We start from the raw sequence: 14115 nt of genomic DNA, 5'->3' as shown, positions 1-14115 counted from the left end.
TTTGAACGGGATTCCGGAGGGGAAGCGTAATGAACGTATCTGAATTCCTCATGAAAGCCTGGTCGCCCGAGCCGGGCGTTATAGCGCTCGCGGTCTTGTTCCTGGCGGCTTTCATTGCGGCGGGCGGCCTTAAAGACAGGGGCCGGACGGCTCTCTTCGGCGCGGGAGTCGCGCTCATGGTGCTGGCGGTCGTCTCCCCCCTCGGGCACCTCGGGAGGAATTATCTCCTGAGCGCCCACATGACCCAGCACATATTACTCCTGCTCGTCGTTCCGCTGTTCATACTGTTCGGAATACCCAAAGGCGCGGCCGAAAGGGCGCTCTCGTGGAGGCCCGCGGGGGCGGTGATGGGCGTACTCGGTAACCCCATCGTCGCCTGGACGCTCGGGGTAGGCTCGATGTGGCTCTGGCACGTGCCGTCCGTTCACGACGCGGCAATAGCGAGCGACAGGCTTTACGCGGCGCAGCAGGTGAGCTTCGTACTCATAGGAATAGTGTTCTGGTGGCCGGTGTTCGCACCGGTGAAGACCCGGAGGCTGACGCACCTCCGCTCGACCCTCTACCTGGCCTCGGCGTGCCTCGCATGCACGGTACTCGGAATACTGCTGACGTTCGCCGGCGCGGGGATGTACCCGGCTTATCTCAATCCCGCGGACTCGGCCGGGATACTGCCGTACCTGAGAAACGATCTATGCATAACGCCCGGCGTCGACCAGCAGATAGCGGGCCTTACGATGTGGGTGCCGGGGTGCCTTATATACCTCACAGCGAGCATGATAACGCTGGCCCAGTGGTACAGGTCCCCCGAAGCGGACGAAGAGGCCGCAGCGCACAGCGGCGGGATTCTGCCAGGCGAGGGCAAAACGGTTTGAGCGAGCCCTATAACACGATGAAAGAAAATTGCGGACGAAGAGACAACATGGAGGACGGACGTTGAGCTCAGGAAGCGAATTTCAGGCCCCCGGGCAGGCCGCGGCGCAGAGCCTCGGGCATCCGGAGAGCTACGAGGACGTAGAAAGGGAAGTCGCCCGCCAGGGCATCCCTCCCGGATGGCACAGGCCCCTGCCCGAAAGGCTGCCGTCGCCGGGATACTGGCCCGCTATAATGGCCCTCGGCATAACGTTCATGATGTGGGGGCTGGCCGTGGGGTTCAACGAGGTCCTGAGCACTATCGTCATATTATTTTTCATAGGATTCGTGTTATTCGTCGCGGCACTTATAGGATGGATAGGAGATCTCAGAGATGAGCGAAAAGACCAGAACGAGTGAATGTACGAGGAGGCAGTTCTTCGTCAGGCTCGGCATCGTTCTCAGCAGCGTCGCCGGGGCGCTCGTCGCGATTCCGATAATCGGCTCGATACTGGAGCCCATATTCAGGAAGCCGCCGCCCGAGTGGAGGCCCGTCGGCCTCGCGGAGAGCTTCACCCAGGGGGAGACCGTGCTGGTCAAATTCATAGATTCCTCGCCGCTCCCGTGGGCAGGAGTGACGGCCGAGACGGCCGCATGGCTGAGAAGGGCCGGGCAGTCCGACTTTATCGCGTTTTCGGTGAACTGCGCTCATTTGGGGTGTCCCGTGAGGTGGATAGCCGGGGCGAAGCTGTTTATGTGCCCGTGCCACGGCGGGGTTTATTACGAGGACGGCTCCGTCGCCGCGGGGCCGCCTCCGAGGGGGCTTTACCAGTATCCTGTCAGGATAAATAACGGACAGGTCGAGATACTGACGAGCCCGATACCTGTTACGACGGCGTAAATGCACTTCCGGAGATGGAGCCGCATGAGACTTGAAGGGGGATACAGAATATGAATTTTTTAAGGAGCGCGTGGGCGTGGCTCGACGACCGCACCGGTCTGTCGGCGGCCGTGGGGCCTATAGCCAAACACGCCGTCCCCCCGAATACCGCCACCTGGTTTTACGTTTTCGGGAGCGCGACTCTCTTTGCCTTCATACTCCAGGTCGCAACGGGCGTAACCCTGGCGTTTATATACGTCCCCGCCGCCGGCGAGGCGTACCAGAGCCTCCAGTACATAACGAACCAGACGACCTTCGGGAGAATCGTGCGCGGCATACACAACTGGGGGGCGTCCGCCATGATGCTGCTCGTCGGCGTCCACATGATACAGGTCTATCTTACGGCGGCGTACAAGTTCCCGCGCGAGATGAACTGGATTTCGGGCGTCGTGCTGCTCGCGCTTACTATCGTCATGGGCTTCACGGGGCAGGTGATAAGGTGGGACCAGACGGCCGTGTGGTCGGCGATAGTCGCCTCGGAGCAGGCGGCGCGCGTGCCGCTCATCGGGCGCTGGCTCGCGGACTTTATAATAGGCGGCGAAACCATAGGCGGAGCTACGCTCAGCCGGATGTTCGCGTATCACGTGTTCATAATCCCGGCGCTTCTTTTCGTATTCATAGGGTTTCATCTCTACCTGGTCATAAGAAACGGAATATCCGAATTCCCCAAGGCGGGCGACCCCGTAGACCCCGCGACGTACAGGGAAAAGTACGAGAACCTGGTAAAAACGAAAGGCATCCCCTTCTGGCCCGACGCGGCGTGGAAGGATATGATTTTCGCGTTCGTAGTTATCACGACCATTTTGGTCGTGGCCATAGTAATCGGCCCGCCGACGCTGGGCCCGCCTCCGAATCCGTCGAACATAGACGCGCTCCCCGTGCCGGACTGGTACTTCGTTTTCTACTTCGCGTTCCTGGCGCTCATGCCGCCCGCGCTGGAAACGTATCTGATGGTGCTCGGGCCGCTGATAGTGGGGCTGCTGCTTTTCTGCCTCCCGTTCATATCGAACAGGGGCGAGAGGAGCCCGCTCAGAAGGCCCTGGGCGGTCGCGATAGTGGCGCTCGTGATCTTGACGATATCCGGGCTCTGGGCTATAGGGATCGTATCGCCGTGGTCTCCGCGTTTCCACGCCGAGCCGCTTACGGCCGAGATGATAGGCGCGGATTCGGGCCCGATATACAGGGGCGGGATAGACTTTAACGACAAGGGCTGCCTCTACTGCCATACGATAGACGGGCACGGCGGGTTAAGGGGCCCCGACCTCACATACATCGGCGACAGGCTGAGCTCGAACGAGCTTACGTGGCGGATCATGAACGGCGGTCTTAATATGCCGGGGTTCGGCGGAACGTTGACGAACCAGGAGCTGAGCGACCTCGTGGCGTTTTTGAAGTCGCGGACCAAAAAGCCCGCTCAGGACTTGCCCGGGGACTGAGGCTGATTCTGCCTCTGCCTCATTTCCATCTTGAGCTGGACGATATCCCTCGGGAGGAACATGTCGAGCAGCCAGTCGATGGCCACCCTTATCTTCCTGTCCCATCCGGGCAGCTTGCCTAAATAGATGCAGCGCCACATGAACCAGGCGAAGAATCCCGAGAATTTAACGCTTCTTATTTCGGCGACGGCGGACCTGTGCCCGAGAGGCGCGAGCATGCCCATGGTCCTGTAGACGAACGGCCTCTTGTCGCCGTCCCTGGAATTTATCGAAGCGGCGACGTTGACCGCCACGCGGGCCCCTTCGCGCTCGGCATTCTGGGCCGTCGGGGGATAGGACGCCCCGGTATGAGGATCGGGAATCACGGCGCAGTCGCCTATGGCCCATACGCCGGGGCACCCGGAGACCTCCATGTACTCGTTCACCTCTATCCTGCCTCTCTTGTCCGCGCAGGACAGAGCCGCGATTACGGGCTGTGGCGCAGTCCCCGCGGCCCAGATGGTCGTGCAGGTATCGACGGCGCTCCCGTCTTCCGTCTTTACGGAATCTTTCGAGACCTCGGCGATTCTCGTTTTGAGACGGAACTCCATCCCGCGTTTCTGGAGGAGCATTAAGCCGTATTCGGCAAGCCCTTCGCTCATCTCGTGCATAATCCTGTCGCCCGGATCGATCACGACGACCTTTACCTCGCCCGCCTTCACGTTCCTGTAGAACCTCTTGCTGGCGGAGACGTAGTCGTTGAGCTCGGCGGCGACCTCGATGCCGGTATATCCGCCGCCCGCTACGACGAAAGTGAGGAGCTTACGCCTCGTGTCGGAGTCGGTTTCGAGCTCGGCACGCTCGAACATGTCTATCACGTGGTTCCTCAGCACCATCGCGTTGTTGAGGTTCTTGAGCGGGAACGAGAATTCTTCTGCGCCCGGGATGCCGTGATAGCCCGTCATGGAGCCCAGGGCCAGGACGAGATAGTCGTATTCGTAAAGAAACGTCTCGCCCGTGTCGGGGTGGCTGCACGATACCGTTTTTTTGTCTAGGTCCAGGCCGTCTATGGAGAGCTCTTTGAGCTCGGCTCTCTTAAGACATTCCCTGAGAGGAATAACTACGTGCTTGGCTTCGATGCTGCCCGATACGACCTCGGCGAGCATCGAGGTGAATACGAGATAGTTGTTCTTGTTGATCAGCGTTATCTCGACGTCGTCTCTTCCCTTGAAGATTTTTTCGAGATGCCGGGCGGCCTCGAGGCCGCCGAAGCCCCCTCCGAGGATCAGTACGCGCTTTTTCGCAGGCTCCGGCATGAGATCATCCTCCTGGGTATTCAGAATATGCAGGGTGAAGGCCGATCGACGCCGGCCCGTTCAAGCTCTTTCCATTTTCTCATGAAAAGAAGGCCGGTGTCAACAAAAGGGCCTGATTAATAATACACCCATACCGCGGGAAGATGTGCGCTTCACGCCGGAAAAGAGCGGACGGGTATACAGGACTGCGTCCGCTCACGGGGCTGAAAGTGTGCGGCGCTAGGATTTTCCCTCACCCACTCTCACCGCCGTGTAGATCGTGTTATTGCCGCGCTTAACAAGGAAGAGCGCGGTATCCCCCGGCTTGACGGCGGCAAGCGCGGTCTTGTAATCCTGAAGCGTTTTTATTTCTTTCTTGTCGAGCTCGACTATAACGTCGCCCGGCCTGAGACCGGCGTCGAGGGCCGGGCTTCCGCGCCTTACGTCGGCGATTATGACTCCCTTGTCGGTGTCGAGATTAAAGCGCTGCGCAAGCTGCGGATCGAGCGGCCTTACGATAAGGCCGAGGCTGTCCTCGGTGTCTTCGGCCGCCCCGGCCTGCGCCTCGTCGTCGGGAAACTCGTCTAGCTTGACCTCGAGGTCCTTATGCTTGCCGTCCTGAATGAGCTTTACATCGACCTTCGTCCCGGGGGACGTTACGGCCGCGAGCGTCGTGAGGTCGGAGATGTCGTCTATCTTCTTGCCGTCGAACTCGATTATGACGTCGCCCCTCTTGATGCCGGCCTTGTCCGCCGGGCTTCCCGGGGTGACGTCGCTCACGAGCGCCCCCTCGTCCTCGTCGAGGCCGAGGCTCGAGGCGAGCTCGGGGGTGAGCTTCTGGACGTAGACTCCGAGCCAGCCCCTTACGACCTTCCCGCCCTCTTTTAACTGCTCGATGACGAAGTGGGCCATGTTCATCGGAATGGCGAACCCTATGCCCTGCCCCTGCGCGACGATGGCCGTGTTTACGCCGACCACCTCGCCCCGGAGGTTAAAGAGCGGCCCTCCGCTGTTGCCGGGGTTGAGCGACGCGTCCGTCTGTATGAAATCGTCGTACGCGCCGAGCCCGAGGGACCTCCCCTTGGCGCTTACTATGCCCGCCGTGACTGTGTATCCGAGGCCGAACGGGTTGCCTATCGCGATGACCCAGTCGCCTATCCTGAGGTTGTCGGAATCCCCGTATTTGACGGCCTGGAGCTTGCCCTTGGGCTCGAATTTTATGACGGCGAGGTCGGTTTTTGGGTCCCTGCCGATGACTTTCGCCTCGTACTTTTCGCCGTTCTCTAGTATGACGCTTATGTCCGTGGCCCTTTCGACGACGTGGTTATTGGTGACGACGTAGCCGTCCTCGCTTATGATGAATCCCGAGCCGAGGCCCTGGCGCTGGAACTCCTCCTGGGGCTGGCCCTGGAAGAACCTGTCAAAAAATTCCTCGAACGGGTCGTTGGGTCCGAACGGCGAGCGCCTCTGGCCCTGCCCGAAACCCCTTTGCTTCACGACGCTCGTGGTGCTGATATTAACGACCGAGGGTTTGAGCACCTCGGCGAGATCCGCAAAGGACGGGAATTCCGACACGGGAAGCTTCTTTACAGCCTCGGCCGCTTCCTTTGCCGACTCGGGGACGGCCTTTGACGGCTGCCCGGATTGTGATTCATTTTCTTTTTCCGCGGGGGGCGCGGAATTCCCCGGAGCGCCGTTCTCCCCGGTTCTCTCGCATCCTGCAGAAAGGATTAGCACCAAAAGCGGAAATATTAGAAGAAGTGCGACGGAACGCCTCATTGAAAAGCCTCCTCAAGGTGAAGGAAATTGTGTATGTGAAATAATATAGCCACCAAAAATCCGGAGGCAAGGATTAATTAAGGAAGCGGTTTCCAGGATAAACCGCCGGAATAAGCACGCGAGAAAAGGCGGATTTACACGTAAACCGGGCATGGAAGGATGAGATTCCCGGGGCAAGCCGGGGAAAAATTCAAAAAATAAGCTCATTTCTTTTTGCCATATATTACGAACGTATAATCCCCGGAAAGCAACGAGGTAGGAGCTCCCGCGCCGGGAAATATCGATACGAAGGAAGCCGCCGCGAAGGCATCCCCCCCGGCTCGACCGAATCGATGCCGTCAGAAGCATCACCAGGTGATGTAGAACATTGCCTTTGCCAGGAACACGATCAAAACCACGTGGCAAAATACGCTCAGGTGGATGAGCTTGAAGTGCCGGGACCTGAGCTTGCCGCGGGCGCTCAGTGTTATGGCGGTGATGAAATGCACCAGGACGCTGAGCGCCAGAACGATCTTGATCGCCAGGAGCGTCGCGAAGCTGCTTTCGAAAGGATGCACAAGCACGCCGCGATACTGCCAGGCCATGGCGATGCCTGCGCCATACAGGATCGCCATGACGAACGGCATCACGCGGCGGGCGCGCCGGCCGATCGCGGTCTCTACCGTGCGCATCGCATCGCGCCCCACCGGCTTGCGGATGCTTTCAAGGATGAGAACCTCGAAGAAGACGGTGCCGACGAACATGATGGCGGCGAACAGGTGCAAGGTAACGAGAACGAAATGGCTCATGAAAAGCTTCTTTGTTATGAAGGAAGTTGAGTATATAAAATAATATAGCCACCAAAAATCCGGAGGCAAGCCGGGGGGGGATTCAAAAACGAGTTGATTTCCTTTTCCCGCAAATCAGGGATGTGTAACCCGTGAAACTTACGCAGGAAGAAATTTCGACACAGGGGAATATATCCTTGCGGTGCACTTTTACTCTATCTACTTTTCCGGGGAATATCATCGCGGCATAGCGGCAGCGGAAAACCTGCGGCGCACTCTTCGCACGAGGGCGCTCCGACGAAGCCCTCCCTTTAAAAAAACGCCCCGGTCGATTACAATCAGAGCTTAAACCAAAAACAATTCAGCCAGCGCCACGGCCGGAGGAGAAACCGAATGCTCTATTCGACCAAGGAGCTCACAGAGCTCAACGACAACATATCGACCCACATGTCGATTATTTCCGGATGCATGATAGAAACGGAGAAATACGGGAAATTGCTGCTCGCATCCCCTCCCCGCTCGCGTTATCCATACATATATCCGAGGGATTCGAGCGCTTCGGCGGCGCTTTTAAGAAGGATCGCAGGCTCGCTGCATCATTACGACAGCGCCGGGGAGGCTTACGAGATGCTCGAATCGATGGCCCGCTTCATAAAGGACGCCGCCTCGCCCGAGGGCGCGTGGGGACAGCGCTACGGCATCGACGGAAAGAACATGAGCATCTACAAGCAGGAGGATAACGTAGCGCACGGGATTTCGATAATATGCAACTACCTCCTCACGGCGCACCACCTGGAGAAAGATATATCCGACCTTGAAGATTTCCTCACGTGCGTGAACAGGGCGCTCGACTACGGGTATACGATCCTCTACGAAAAAGAGCTCAATCTATTCTATTCGACGACCGCCATACACGAGTCGGCCATGGAGGAGGGGTATACGTGCTGGGTCAACTTTTCGTTCCTGTACGCGTATTCGCTCGCGAGCGAGGTTGCGCAGAAGGTAGACGAAAAGGGCATCATCTCCCCCACGCATTTAAATTTCAGGCAGCATTTCCTCTATACCGTAAACGAGCTGTTCATGTCCGGAAACAGGTACATACGTAGAACGGACCCGTTCGGCGTAATGGACATGAGGCCGGACTTCACCTTGCTCAGCCCGTTTTATTACGGGTTCCTCCATTACACGGAAGAGATGAAAAGGAGCGTGATGTTCCTCGAAAAGCAGCTCTGGGACCCGGAGCTCGGAATGATAATGCGGTATCTGCCGTTCTATAAGGACTTTTCCACGCACGTCCACGCGGGCAACGGCCCGTGGCTCCAGTACACCGCTATTTTAGCCCAGTACCACTACTGGAGCGGCAACAGGAAGCGCGGAGACGAGATACTCTCCATAATCGACGGGTACAGGAGCGAGAAGGGCGAGATACCCGAGCATCTATCGACACGGCAGAGGTTCGAGGAGTTCATGGATCGCGAATGGAAGACCGGAATCGACTTCCAGAAGGAATTCTACAAGGACATACTCCTCGACGACGTCGATTTCAACACCATACTCGAAGAGGCGAACAACATGGACCGCTCGTACAAGGACACGGCCAAGATAGCGATGCACCCCGACCCCCGGCGGAGGGAGGGCGGCTACATACAGTTCGCGGCCCCGCTCACGTGGTCGCACGTAGAGTATATGAGGGCGCTTCTGGTGCGCGCCGGGGACTGGTGGAAGATAGACGGGGCGTAAAGCATGGAAGGCGGCAGAGTTATCGCCGAACCGGGGCAGGCCGCTCAATACACGTAATCAACGATGCTGCCGATCCTGAGCCAGAGTCTCGCCAGGGGGTTCAGTATCCAGTTGTCCCCGGTAAACACGGCGACACTCGCCGAGCCGCCTATCCTGAGCTCGTATTTCCCGTGGTCTATATCCGTTATCCTGAGCCGTACGGGAAAGCGCTGTGAAAGCCTTACCCAGTTACCCTGATCCTCAACCAGCGGGAGATCGCCGGAAGGAACCCCCTGCCCCGCCAGGACCCCCCAGTCGGTGCTCTCGACCACGGCCTTGAAAATCTTCCCGGGATATAGGGCGATGGCGACCTCGGCTTCCTGGCCGGGCTTTATCCGGCCGACGCTGTTCTCCCTGAAATTCGCGACGATGCGCCAGTTGCCGTCGTCGACGAAGGTGAGGACCGCATCGCCTGCCTTGATGTACGAACCCACGACGAGCTGGAGGTTTGTGACGTACCCGTCCGAGGGGGCGTAGCAGACCGTCTGCTCGAGGTTGTATTCGGCGAGAGCGAGGTTCGACTCGGCCTCCTTGATTATCGCGTACTCGTCGTCGATCTTGTACTCGAGCGCCTGCTTCGCTTTTTCGAAATCGGCCCTGGCCTGGTTGAGCGCGGCTCTCCGGGCGTTTACCTGCTGGAGGGCCTTGTCGAGCTCGAGCCGGGCGACGTAGTTCTTTTCGGCGAGCGGCCTGAGGTCGCCGTAGTGCTCGCTTGCGTAAGCGAGGTCGGCCTCGGCCTGTTTTACGACCTCGGAAGCGGCGGCGATGTCGCTATCGAGCTCGTCTATGTTCTGGCGCGTCTGGACGAGCTTCGCCCGAAGCTGCCGGGCCCGGTACTCGTAAGGCCGCGGATCGAGGCTGAAAAGCTTCTGCCCCTTTTTTGCCTGCTCGTTGTTCCCGACGTAGACCTCGACCACGCGTCCGTCCACCTGTGGAGCGACCTGGAGGACGTAGGTCTGTATGAAGGCGTCGCTCGTATACGGGGTGTACCTGTCCAGGAGGACATAATAGAAGATAAGGACGACGATAACGAAAACGACGAGGAGGACCCAGAACCTGACCGACGACGTCAGGCTTTTCGGATTCAACCGGGTCACGAAGTCCTTAAGGCTCATGGGCCGAACGTACCTCTATCCTCCGGCAGCGGGCCCGCGGGAAAACCGCGGACGCGCCGCCTTAAATCGTCACCAGCCCCACGGGCCGCCCATCCATCCCCAGTATCCGGGGGCGAACTCGGCTTCCTCCATCATTTCAGCCGTTTCCTGCTGCTCTTCGGCTATATTCGACTCCACGAGAAGCCTCTCGTAGCGGTTGTAGGCGTCCTGGTCTCCCGTCCAGACGCAGCCGCAGTCGGCCGGGTCGGCGTACCAGTAGAGCGGCTTGTTGTCTTTCACCGAGAACTGGACCTTGTTCGGCGTAAGAGAGTTCAGCATGTCCTTCTCTTCGGGTGTGGTAGCAGGGACCATCTTGAAACCGGCGGCGCTCAGAAGGCTTTCGGTGTTAACGGTCTCTTCGGTCTTTATGGCCGCACATCCAATCAGGAACGAAAGCGCGAGAAACGCAGGGACAACAATTCTTAGATATGTCATCAAAATTCCTCCTGAAGCGTAATTCCGGCTATGGAAGCCGAATCGGTGATTGCGACTTTATTTAAACCTAACACCTAAACGCGCGGAATTAAATAGGGTATTGCTAATGTGAATCCTCTTTTTTATTATTCCACTTGACGGCGTTCTCGAGGGTAAGGCCCTGGACCAGTATGGAGAACACGACGACTATATAGGTCATGAGAACTATGAGGTCCCTTTCCTTGGAGTCGGGCAGGGATAGCGCGAGCGCGATGGAAACGCCCCCCCTTATACCGCTCCAGGTCATTATGAACCCCGAGAGGTTCGGAATCTTCCTCACGTATCTCAGCAGAACCAGCGGGAGCTCTACGCTGATGAAGCGGGCGAACGTGATAAGCGGGATCGCCAGGAGCCCGCACAGTATGTACGATTTTTCGAAGTGGAGGATGAGCACTTCGAGCCCTATCAGGACGAAGAGGACGGCGTTCAGAACGTCGTCTATTATCTCCCAGAAGCTCCCGACGTAGGACCTTATATGCTCGGCCGAGCTCGGCATGAGCCTCCGCCTCCTGGCCAGAAAGAGCCCGGCGACGACGCAGGTGAGCGGGCCGGATACGTCCAGCAGCTCGGCGAGGGAATAGCCGCCCGAGACGAGCGCAAGCGTTATCAGCGCGACCACTATGCTCCCTTCCTTTCCCCTGACTACTATCTCCAGTATCATTCTGTAGCTCAGGTAGCCGAGCGACATGCCGAGCAGGAGCCCGCCGACCGCCTCCTTCAGAAAGAACTCGCCTATCTCGACACCCGTGAGGGTCGTTTCTCCGGTAGCGACGTCCATAAGCAGGACGAAGAGGACGACGGCCACCGCGTCGTTGAAGAGAGACTCGCCCGTGATTATGGATTCGAGCGTCTTTCCGGCCTTTACCCGCCTGAAGAGCTTGAGCACGACCACGGCGTCTATGGGGGAGATGATCGCTCCGAATATGAGCGCATAGATGAGCGGAATATCCATGCCCAAGAGACCGAAGATCCACCAGACCACCCCGCCCGTGAGGAACGTCGCGATTATCATCCCGAGTGTGGCGAGATAGGCTATCGTGCCCTTGTACTCGCCGAGGTCGTCGAGGTTGACAGTGGACGCCCCGGCGAAGAGAAGAAAGCTCAGCATGCCGTTCATCATGAGATGATCGAAATCCGCCGCCGTAACGAGATCCACGGCCCAATGTACGTGGCCGAACCCGAAATATCCCGCGATCAATATAAACAGGGACGCCGCCAGCGAGGCGAGCATGATGCCTATCGTCGTCGGCAGCTTCAGGAAGACTTCGTTCAGGAAGCTGAATACCGCCGTAAGCGTAATGAGAATCGTAAAGACTGCGAAAAGGTCCATTATAGCCCGGTGAGTCGGCGAGGGGTCAACATCGGAAAGCCGATCACTTCACCGCATTATACAAAGCGCCGGCGTGAAAGTCCATCCCCCCGGACTATGAAGCGCCGCTCACGGCGAGCGTTACGGCGGCGCCCTTTTCCGGCCGCTCGATCGCGGATACGAGCGAGGATATTTTCGACAGGGAATCCAGTATGCCGTCGACGCTGCTCGCCATGAGGATATCCTGTTCGACTTCCTTTACGGTGAAGCTCTTCCAGACCCCCGATTCCCTGAATTCCTGCCTTTTGCTTTTTATCTCTTCGAGCAGGCCGGAGATTTCCGCGCCTAAATCATCGCCCGTGTCGAACCCCGAGGACGCGGCGGCGAAGAGCGCGCTTATCTTTTCGTAGCTCGGGGTCATGTGCTCTATATATTCGGCGAGAAGGGCGTTGTCCTTTCCCGAATAAACGCTTTTTTTGATGGTTTCGAGCTCGGAGAATATAACTTCGAGCGAGGCGATTATCTCGACGAATTCCTCGCCGTGAAGCCTCTCGTCACCGATTACGAAACGGGCGTCGAAAAGAAGGGAGGAGCTCGTCGGGAGCGAGGCGGCGAGGGGAGTGACCAGGGATTCTATCCTCCCCTTGTCCTTCCGGTCTCCCGTGAGGAGCTTCGCGAATATCTCCCCGCTGATCGTGAGGGCGTAGGATATTTTCTTCTTCAGCTGCTCGTAGGGGCTCACCGGCCAGAGGTTGTGAAGGATGACGAGCCCTATCGCCGAGGCCATGAGGAGCGCGCAGAGCCTCGTAAACGCGAGGTCGAGATTGACCTCGGGCCCGGTGTTTATAAGGAATACGTAGGGAATCATGAGCCCCGCCTGGACCCCGGAATAAGCGATCTTCCTGCTGCCGGTGGCTACGTACGCAGCGACGAAAAGCCCGAGGCAAAAAAGGAGAATAAGTACGAGGAAGCGCGAGGTCTGTGACACTATTATCAGCCCGAGCAGGCCGTAGGTAAGGCCGGCGAGGACGCCCATGATGGCGAGCCTGCCCTTGAGGTGCGCCTGCCCGGTATTGGGCATCGAGCCGAAAAGGACGCCGTAAAAAGAGGCCTGCGAGCTTCCGGGGAGATTGAAGAACTTTTCTCCCAGGAGCAGAAGCATTATGATGATCACGGTCTTTACGGACTGCTTCATGTTCTCTTGTATGAAGAGAGAGCCGAGGAAGCTCTTTTCCTTCTCGACTTCCGGGGCGTGCGTCATCCTCTTCCCGCGGAGCTCGGCGTAGGAGCCCTCGTGTATGACGCCGAGCACCTGAGCGGAATCTTTAAGGAGAGCAAGTACGCCGTCGAAGAGCGGAGGCAGCGCCCCCAGGGCGAGAAGGTCCTCGAAATAATCCCTGTCTCCCTCGTCCTCATGGAGCTTCATGTAGAGCGCGCCCAGCGAGGAGGATGCATTTCCGAGCCCGGCGTCCGGCGCGGGCGGCTCGCTTCCTGAATCGACGGCGCTGGCGAGCCCGTCGAATTCCGAAGAGAGGCCCGAGAATATATCGTGGAGTAATTTTTTCACTTCCTCCACATCGAGGCATTTATTGTTTTTGGACACGAAGTCTTCGAGTACGTCGAGCCTTATGTATATGCCCTTGGCATAGGCCGCGAGCTTCATGAAAGGCTCGGGATAGAACGCGCCGTCCCGGCTCTCGCGCTCTGTGCGGTCGACGAGGTTGACGAGGTTATTGAAGACCTCGAGGGTTATCGCGTCCTCGCTCCTGCTCGTTATCGCGCCGTCCGCGAGACCGGCGAAACGCCTGGAGAAATCCCTGTAAACGGACGCGAGCGTCGTATAGAGTGCGGCCTCGCTCCGCCGGGGCCAGATAAGCTCGTCGATTACCCAGGCTGTAAAGACCCCGAGGAACATCTGGATGAGATAGTTTTCGATCGTCACGGTCGCCTGGCCGAGCGATTCGAATATCACGACGAACATGGACATCGAGGCGACGATCGCGCTCAGGAGAGCCGGGAGAAAGTATTTACCGAGGAGAAGCATGATCAGAAAGATCAGAGCGCCCATGAGGAGGAGATATACGACCCCCGATTGCACGAAGACGTTGGCGATCAAGAGGGAGAGCGCGCCGACCACCACGCCGCCCGCCAGGCATTGAACGCCTACAATAAAGGTCTGACCGTTATACATGAGCATGATGAGGTAGAGGAAGAGGACGGAGAGGTATGCGGATTCGAGATGGAAAACGTTACCGACAAGGAGGCACAGGAGCCCGCCCAGGGTTATCTTTATCGCCGACTTGATGCGAAATGTGAAGAGAAAGTGTCTAAGGTTCATGCCGCGGCACCGGAAT

At 58.1% G+C, this 14115-nt stretch carries 12 protein-coding genes; 5 read left to right on the top strand and 7 right to left on the bottom strand.

The annotated features are described in order from the left end of the window. The first annotated feature begins 29 nt into the window (after positions 1-29). The 4 genes from PKC29_04035 (at position 30) to PKC29_04020 (ending at position 3225) form a co-directional block, all read left to right on the top strand. Positions 30-872 (top strand): cytochrome c oxidase assembly protein, encoded by an 843-nt coding sequence (locus PKC29_04035; GenBank protein HML94583.1) that lies wholly within the window; start codon positions 30-32, stop codon positions 870-872. Between the two features lie 61 nt (positions 873-933). Beyond that, complete coding sequence (locus tag PKC29_04030) at positions 934-1269, top strand: hypothetical protein (protein ID HML94582.1); 336 nt, start codon at positions 934-936, stop codon at positions 1267-1269. Beyond that, positions 1244-1750, top strand: a complete 507-nt coding sequence (locus PKC29_04025) for a Rieske 2Fe-2S domain-containing protein (GenBank protein ID HML94581.1) — start codon at positions 1244-1246, stop codon at positions 1748-1750. Before PKC29_04030 ends, PKC29_04025 begins: the two co-directional genes overlap by 26 nt. A gap of 50 nt (positions 1751-1800) precedes the next feature. Beyond that, positions 1801-3225, top strand: a complete 1425-nt coding sequence (locus PKC29_04020; GenBank protein HML94580.1) for a cytochrome b N-terminal domain-containing protein — start codon at positions 1801-1803, stop codon at positions 3223-3225. Here the strand turns inward: PKC29_04020 and PKC29_04015 are convergent. The 3 genes from PKC29_04015 to PKC29_04005 all read right to left on the bottom strand — a co-directional run bounded on the left by PKC29_04015 (position 3204) and on the right by PKC29_04005 (position 7066). Then, a complete protein-coding gene (locus PKC29_04015) occupies positions 3204-4520 on the bottom strand; it encodes an NAD(P)/FAD-dependent oxidoreductase (protein ID HML94579.1) in 1317 nt (438 codons plus the stop codon). The two genes, PKC29_04020 and PKC29_04015, sit on opposite strands and share 22 nt — an antisense overlap. A 219-nt stretch (positions 4521-4739) precedes the next feature. After that, a complete protein-coding gene (locus PKC29_04010) occupies positions 4740-6278 on the bottom strand; it encodes a DegQ family serine endoprotease (protein HML94578.1) in 1539 nt (512 codons plus the stop codon). A gap of 347 nt (positions 6279-6625) precedes the next feature. Continuing rightward, positions 6626-7066, bottom strand: coding sequence for a hypothetical protein (locus PKC29_04005; protein HML94577.1), 441 nt, complete (start codon positions 7064-7066; stop codon positions 6626-6628). 372 nt (positions 7067-7438) lie between these two features. On the opposite strand from PKC29_04005, the gene PKC29_04000 reads away from it, so the two are divergent. Then, on the top strand, positions 7439-8785 hold the full coding sequence (locus tag PKC29_04000) for a hypothetical protein (protein HML94576.1): 1347 nt from the start codon (positions 7439-7441) through the stop codon (positions 8783-8785). 44 nt (positions 8786-8829) lie between these two features. Here the strand turns inward: PKC29_04000 and PKC29_03995 are convergent, their stop codons facing one another. The 4 genes from PKC29_03995 to PKC29_03980 form a co-directional block, all read right to left on the bottom strand. After that, positions 8830-9939, bottom strand: a complete 1110-nt coding sequence (locus PKC29_03995) for an HlyD family secretion protein (protein ID HML94575.1) — start codon at positions 9937-9939, stop codon at positions 8830-8832. 69 nt (positions 9940-10008) lie between these two features. Then, positions 10009-10413: a hypothetical protein gene (locus PKC29_03990; protein ID HML94574.1), complete on the bottom strand. Its 405-nt coding sequence runs from the start codon at positions 10411-10413 to the stop codon at positions 10009-10011. Positions 10414-10516: 103 nt separating this feature from the next. Next, positions 10517-11782, bottom strand: coding sequence for a sodium:proton antiporter (locus tag PKC29_03985; protein ID HML94573.1), 1266 nt, complete (start codon positions 11780-11782; stop codon positions 10517-10519). A 94-nt stretch (positions 11783-11876) separates the two neighbouring features. Then, positions 11877-14099, bottom strand: coding sequence for an FUSC family protein (locus PKC29_03980; GenBank protein HML94572.1), 2223 nt, complete (start codon positions 14097-14099; stop codon positions 11877-11879). Positions 14100-14115: the final 16 nt, after the last annotated feature.

Source organism: Thermodesulfobacteriota bacterium, from assembly GCA_035325995.1.
Taxonomy (GTDB): Bacteria; Desulfobacterota_D; UBA1144; order Nemesobacterales; family UBA2774; genus JADLGH01.
The sequence above is the reverse complement of the archived record's forward strand: the minus strand, read 5'-3'. Positions and strand labels throughout refer to the sequence as shown.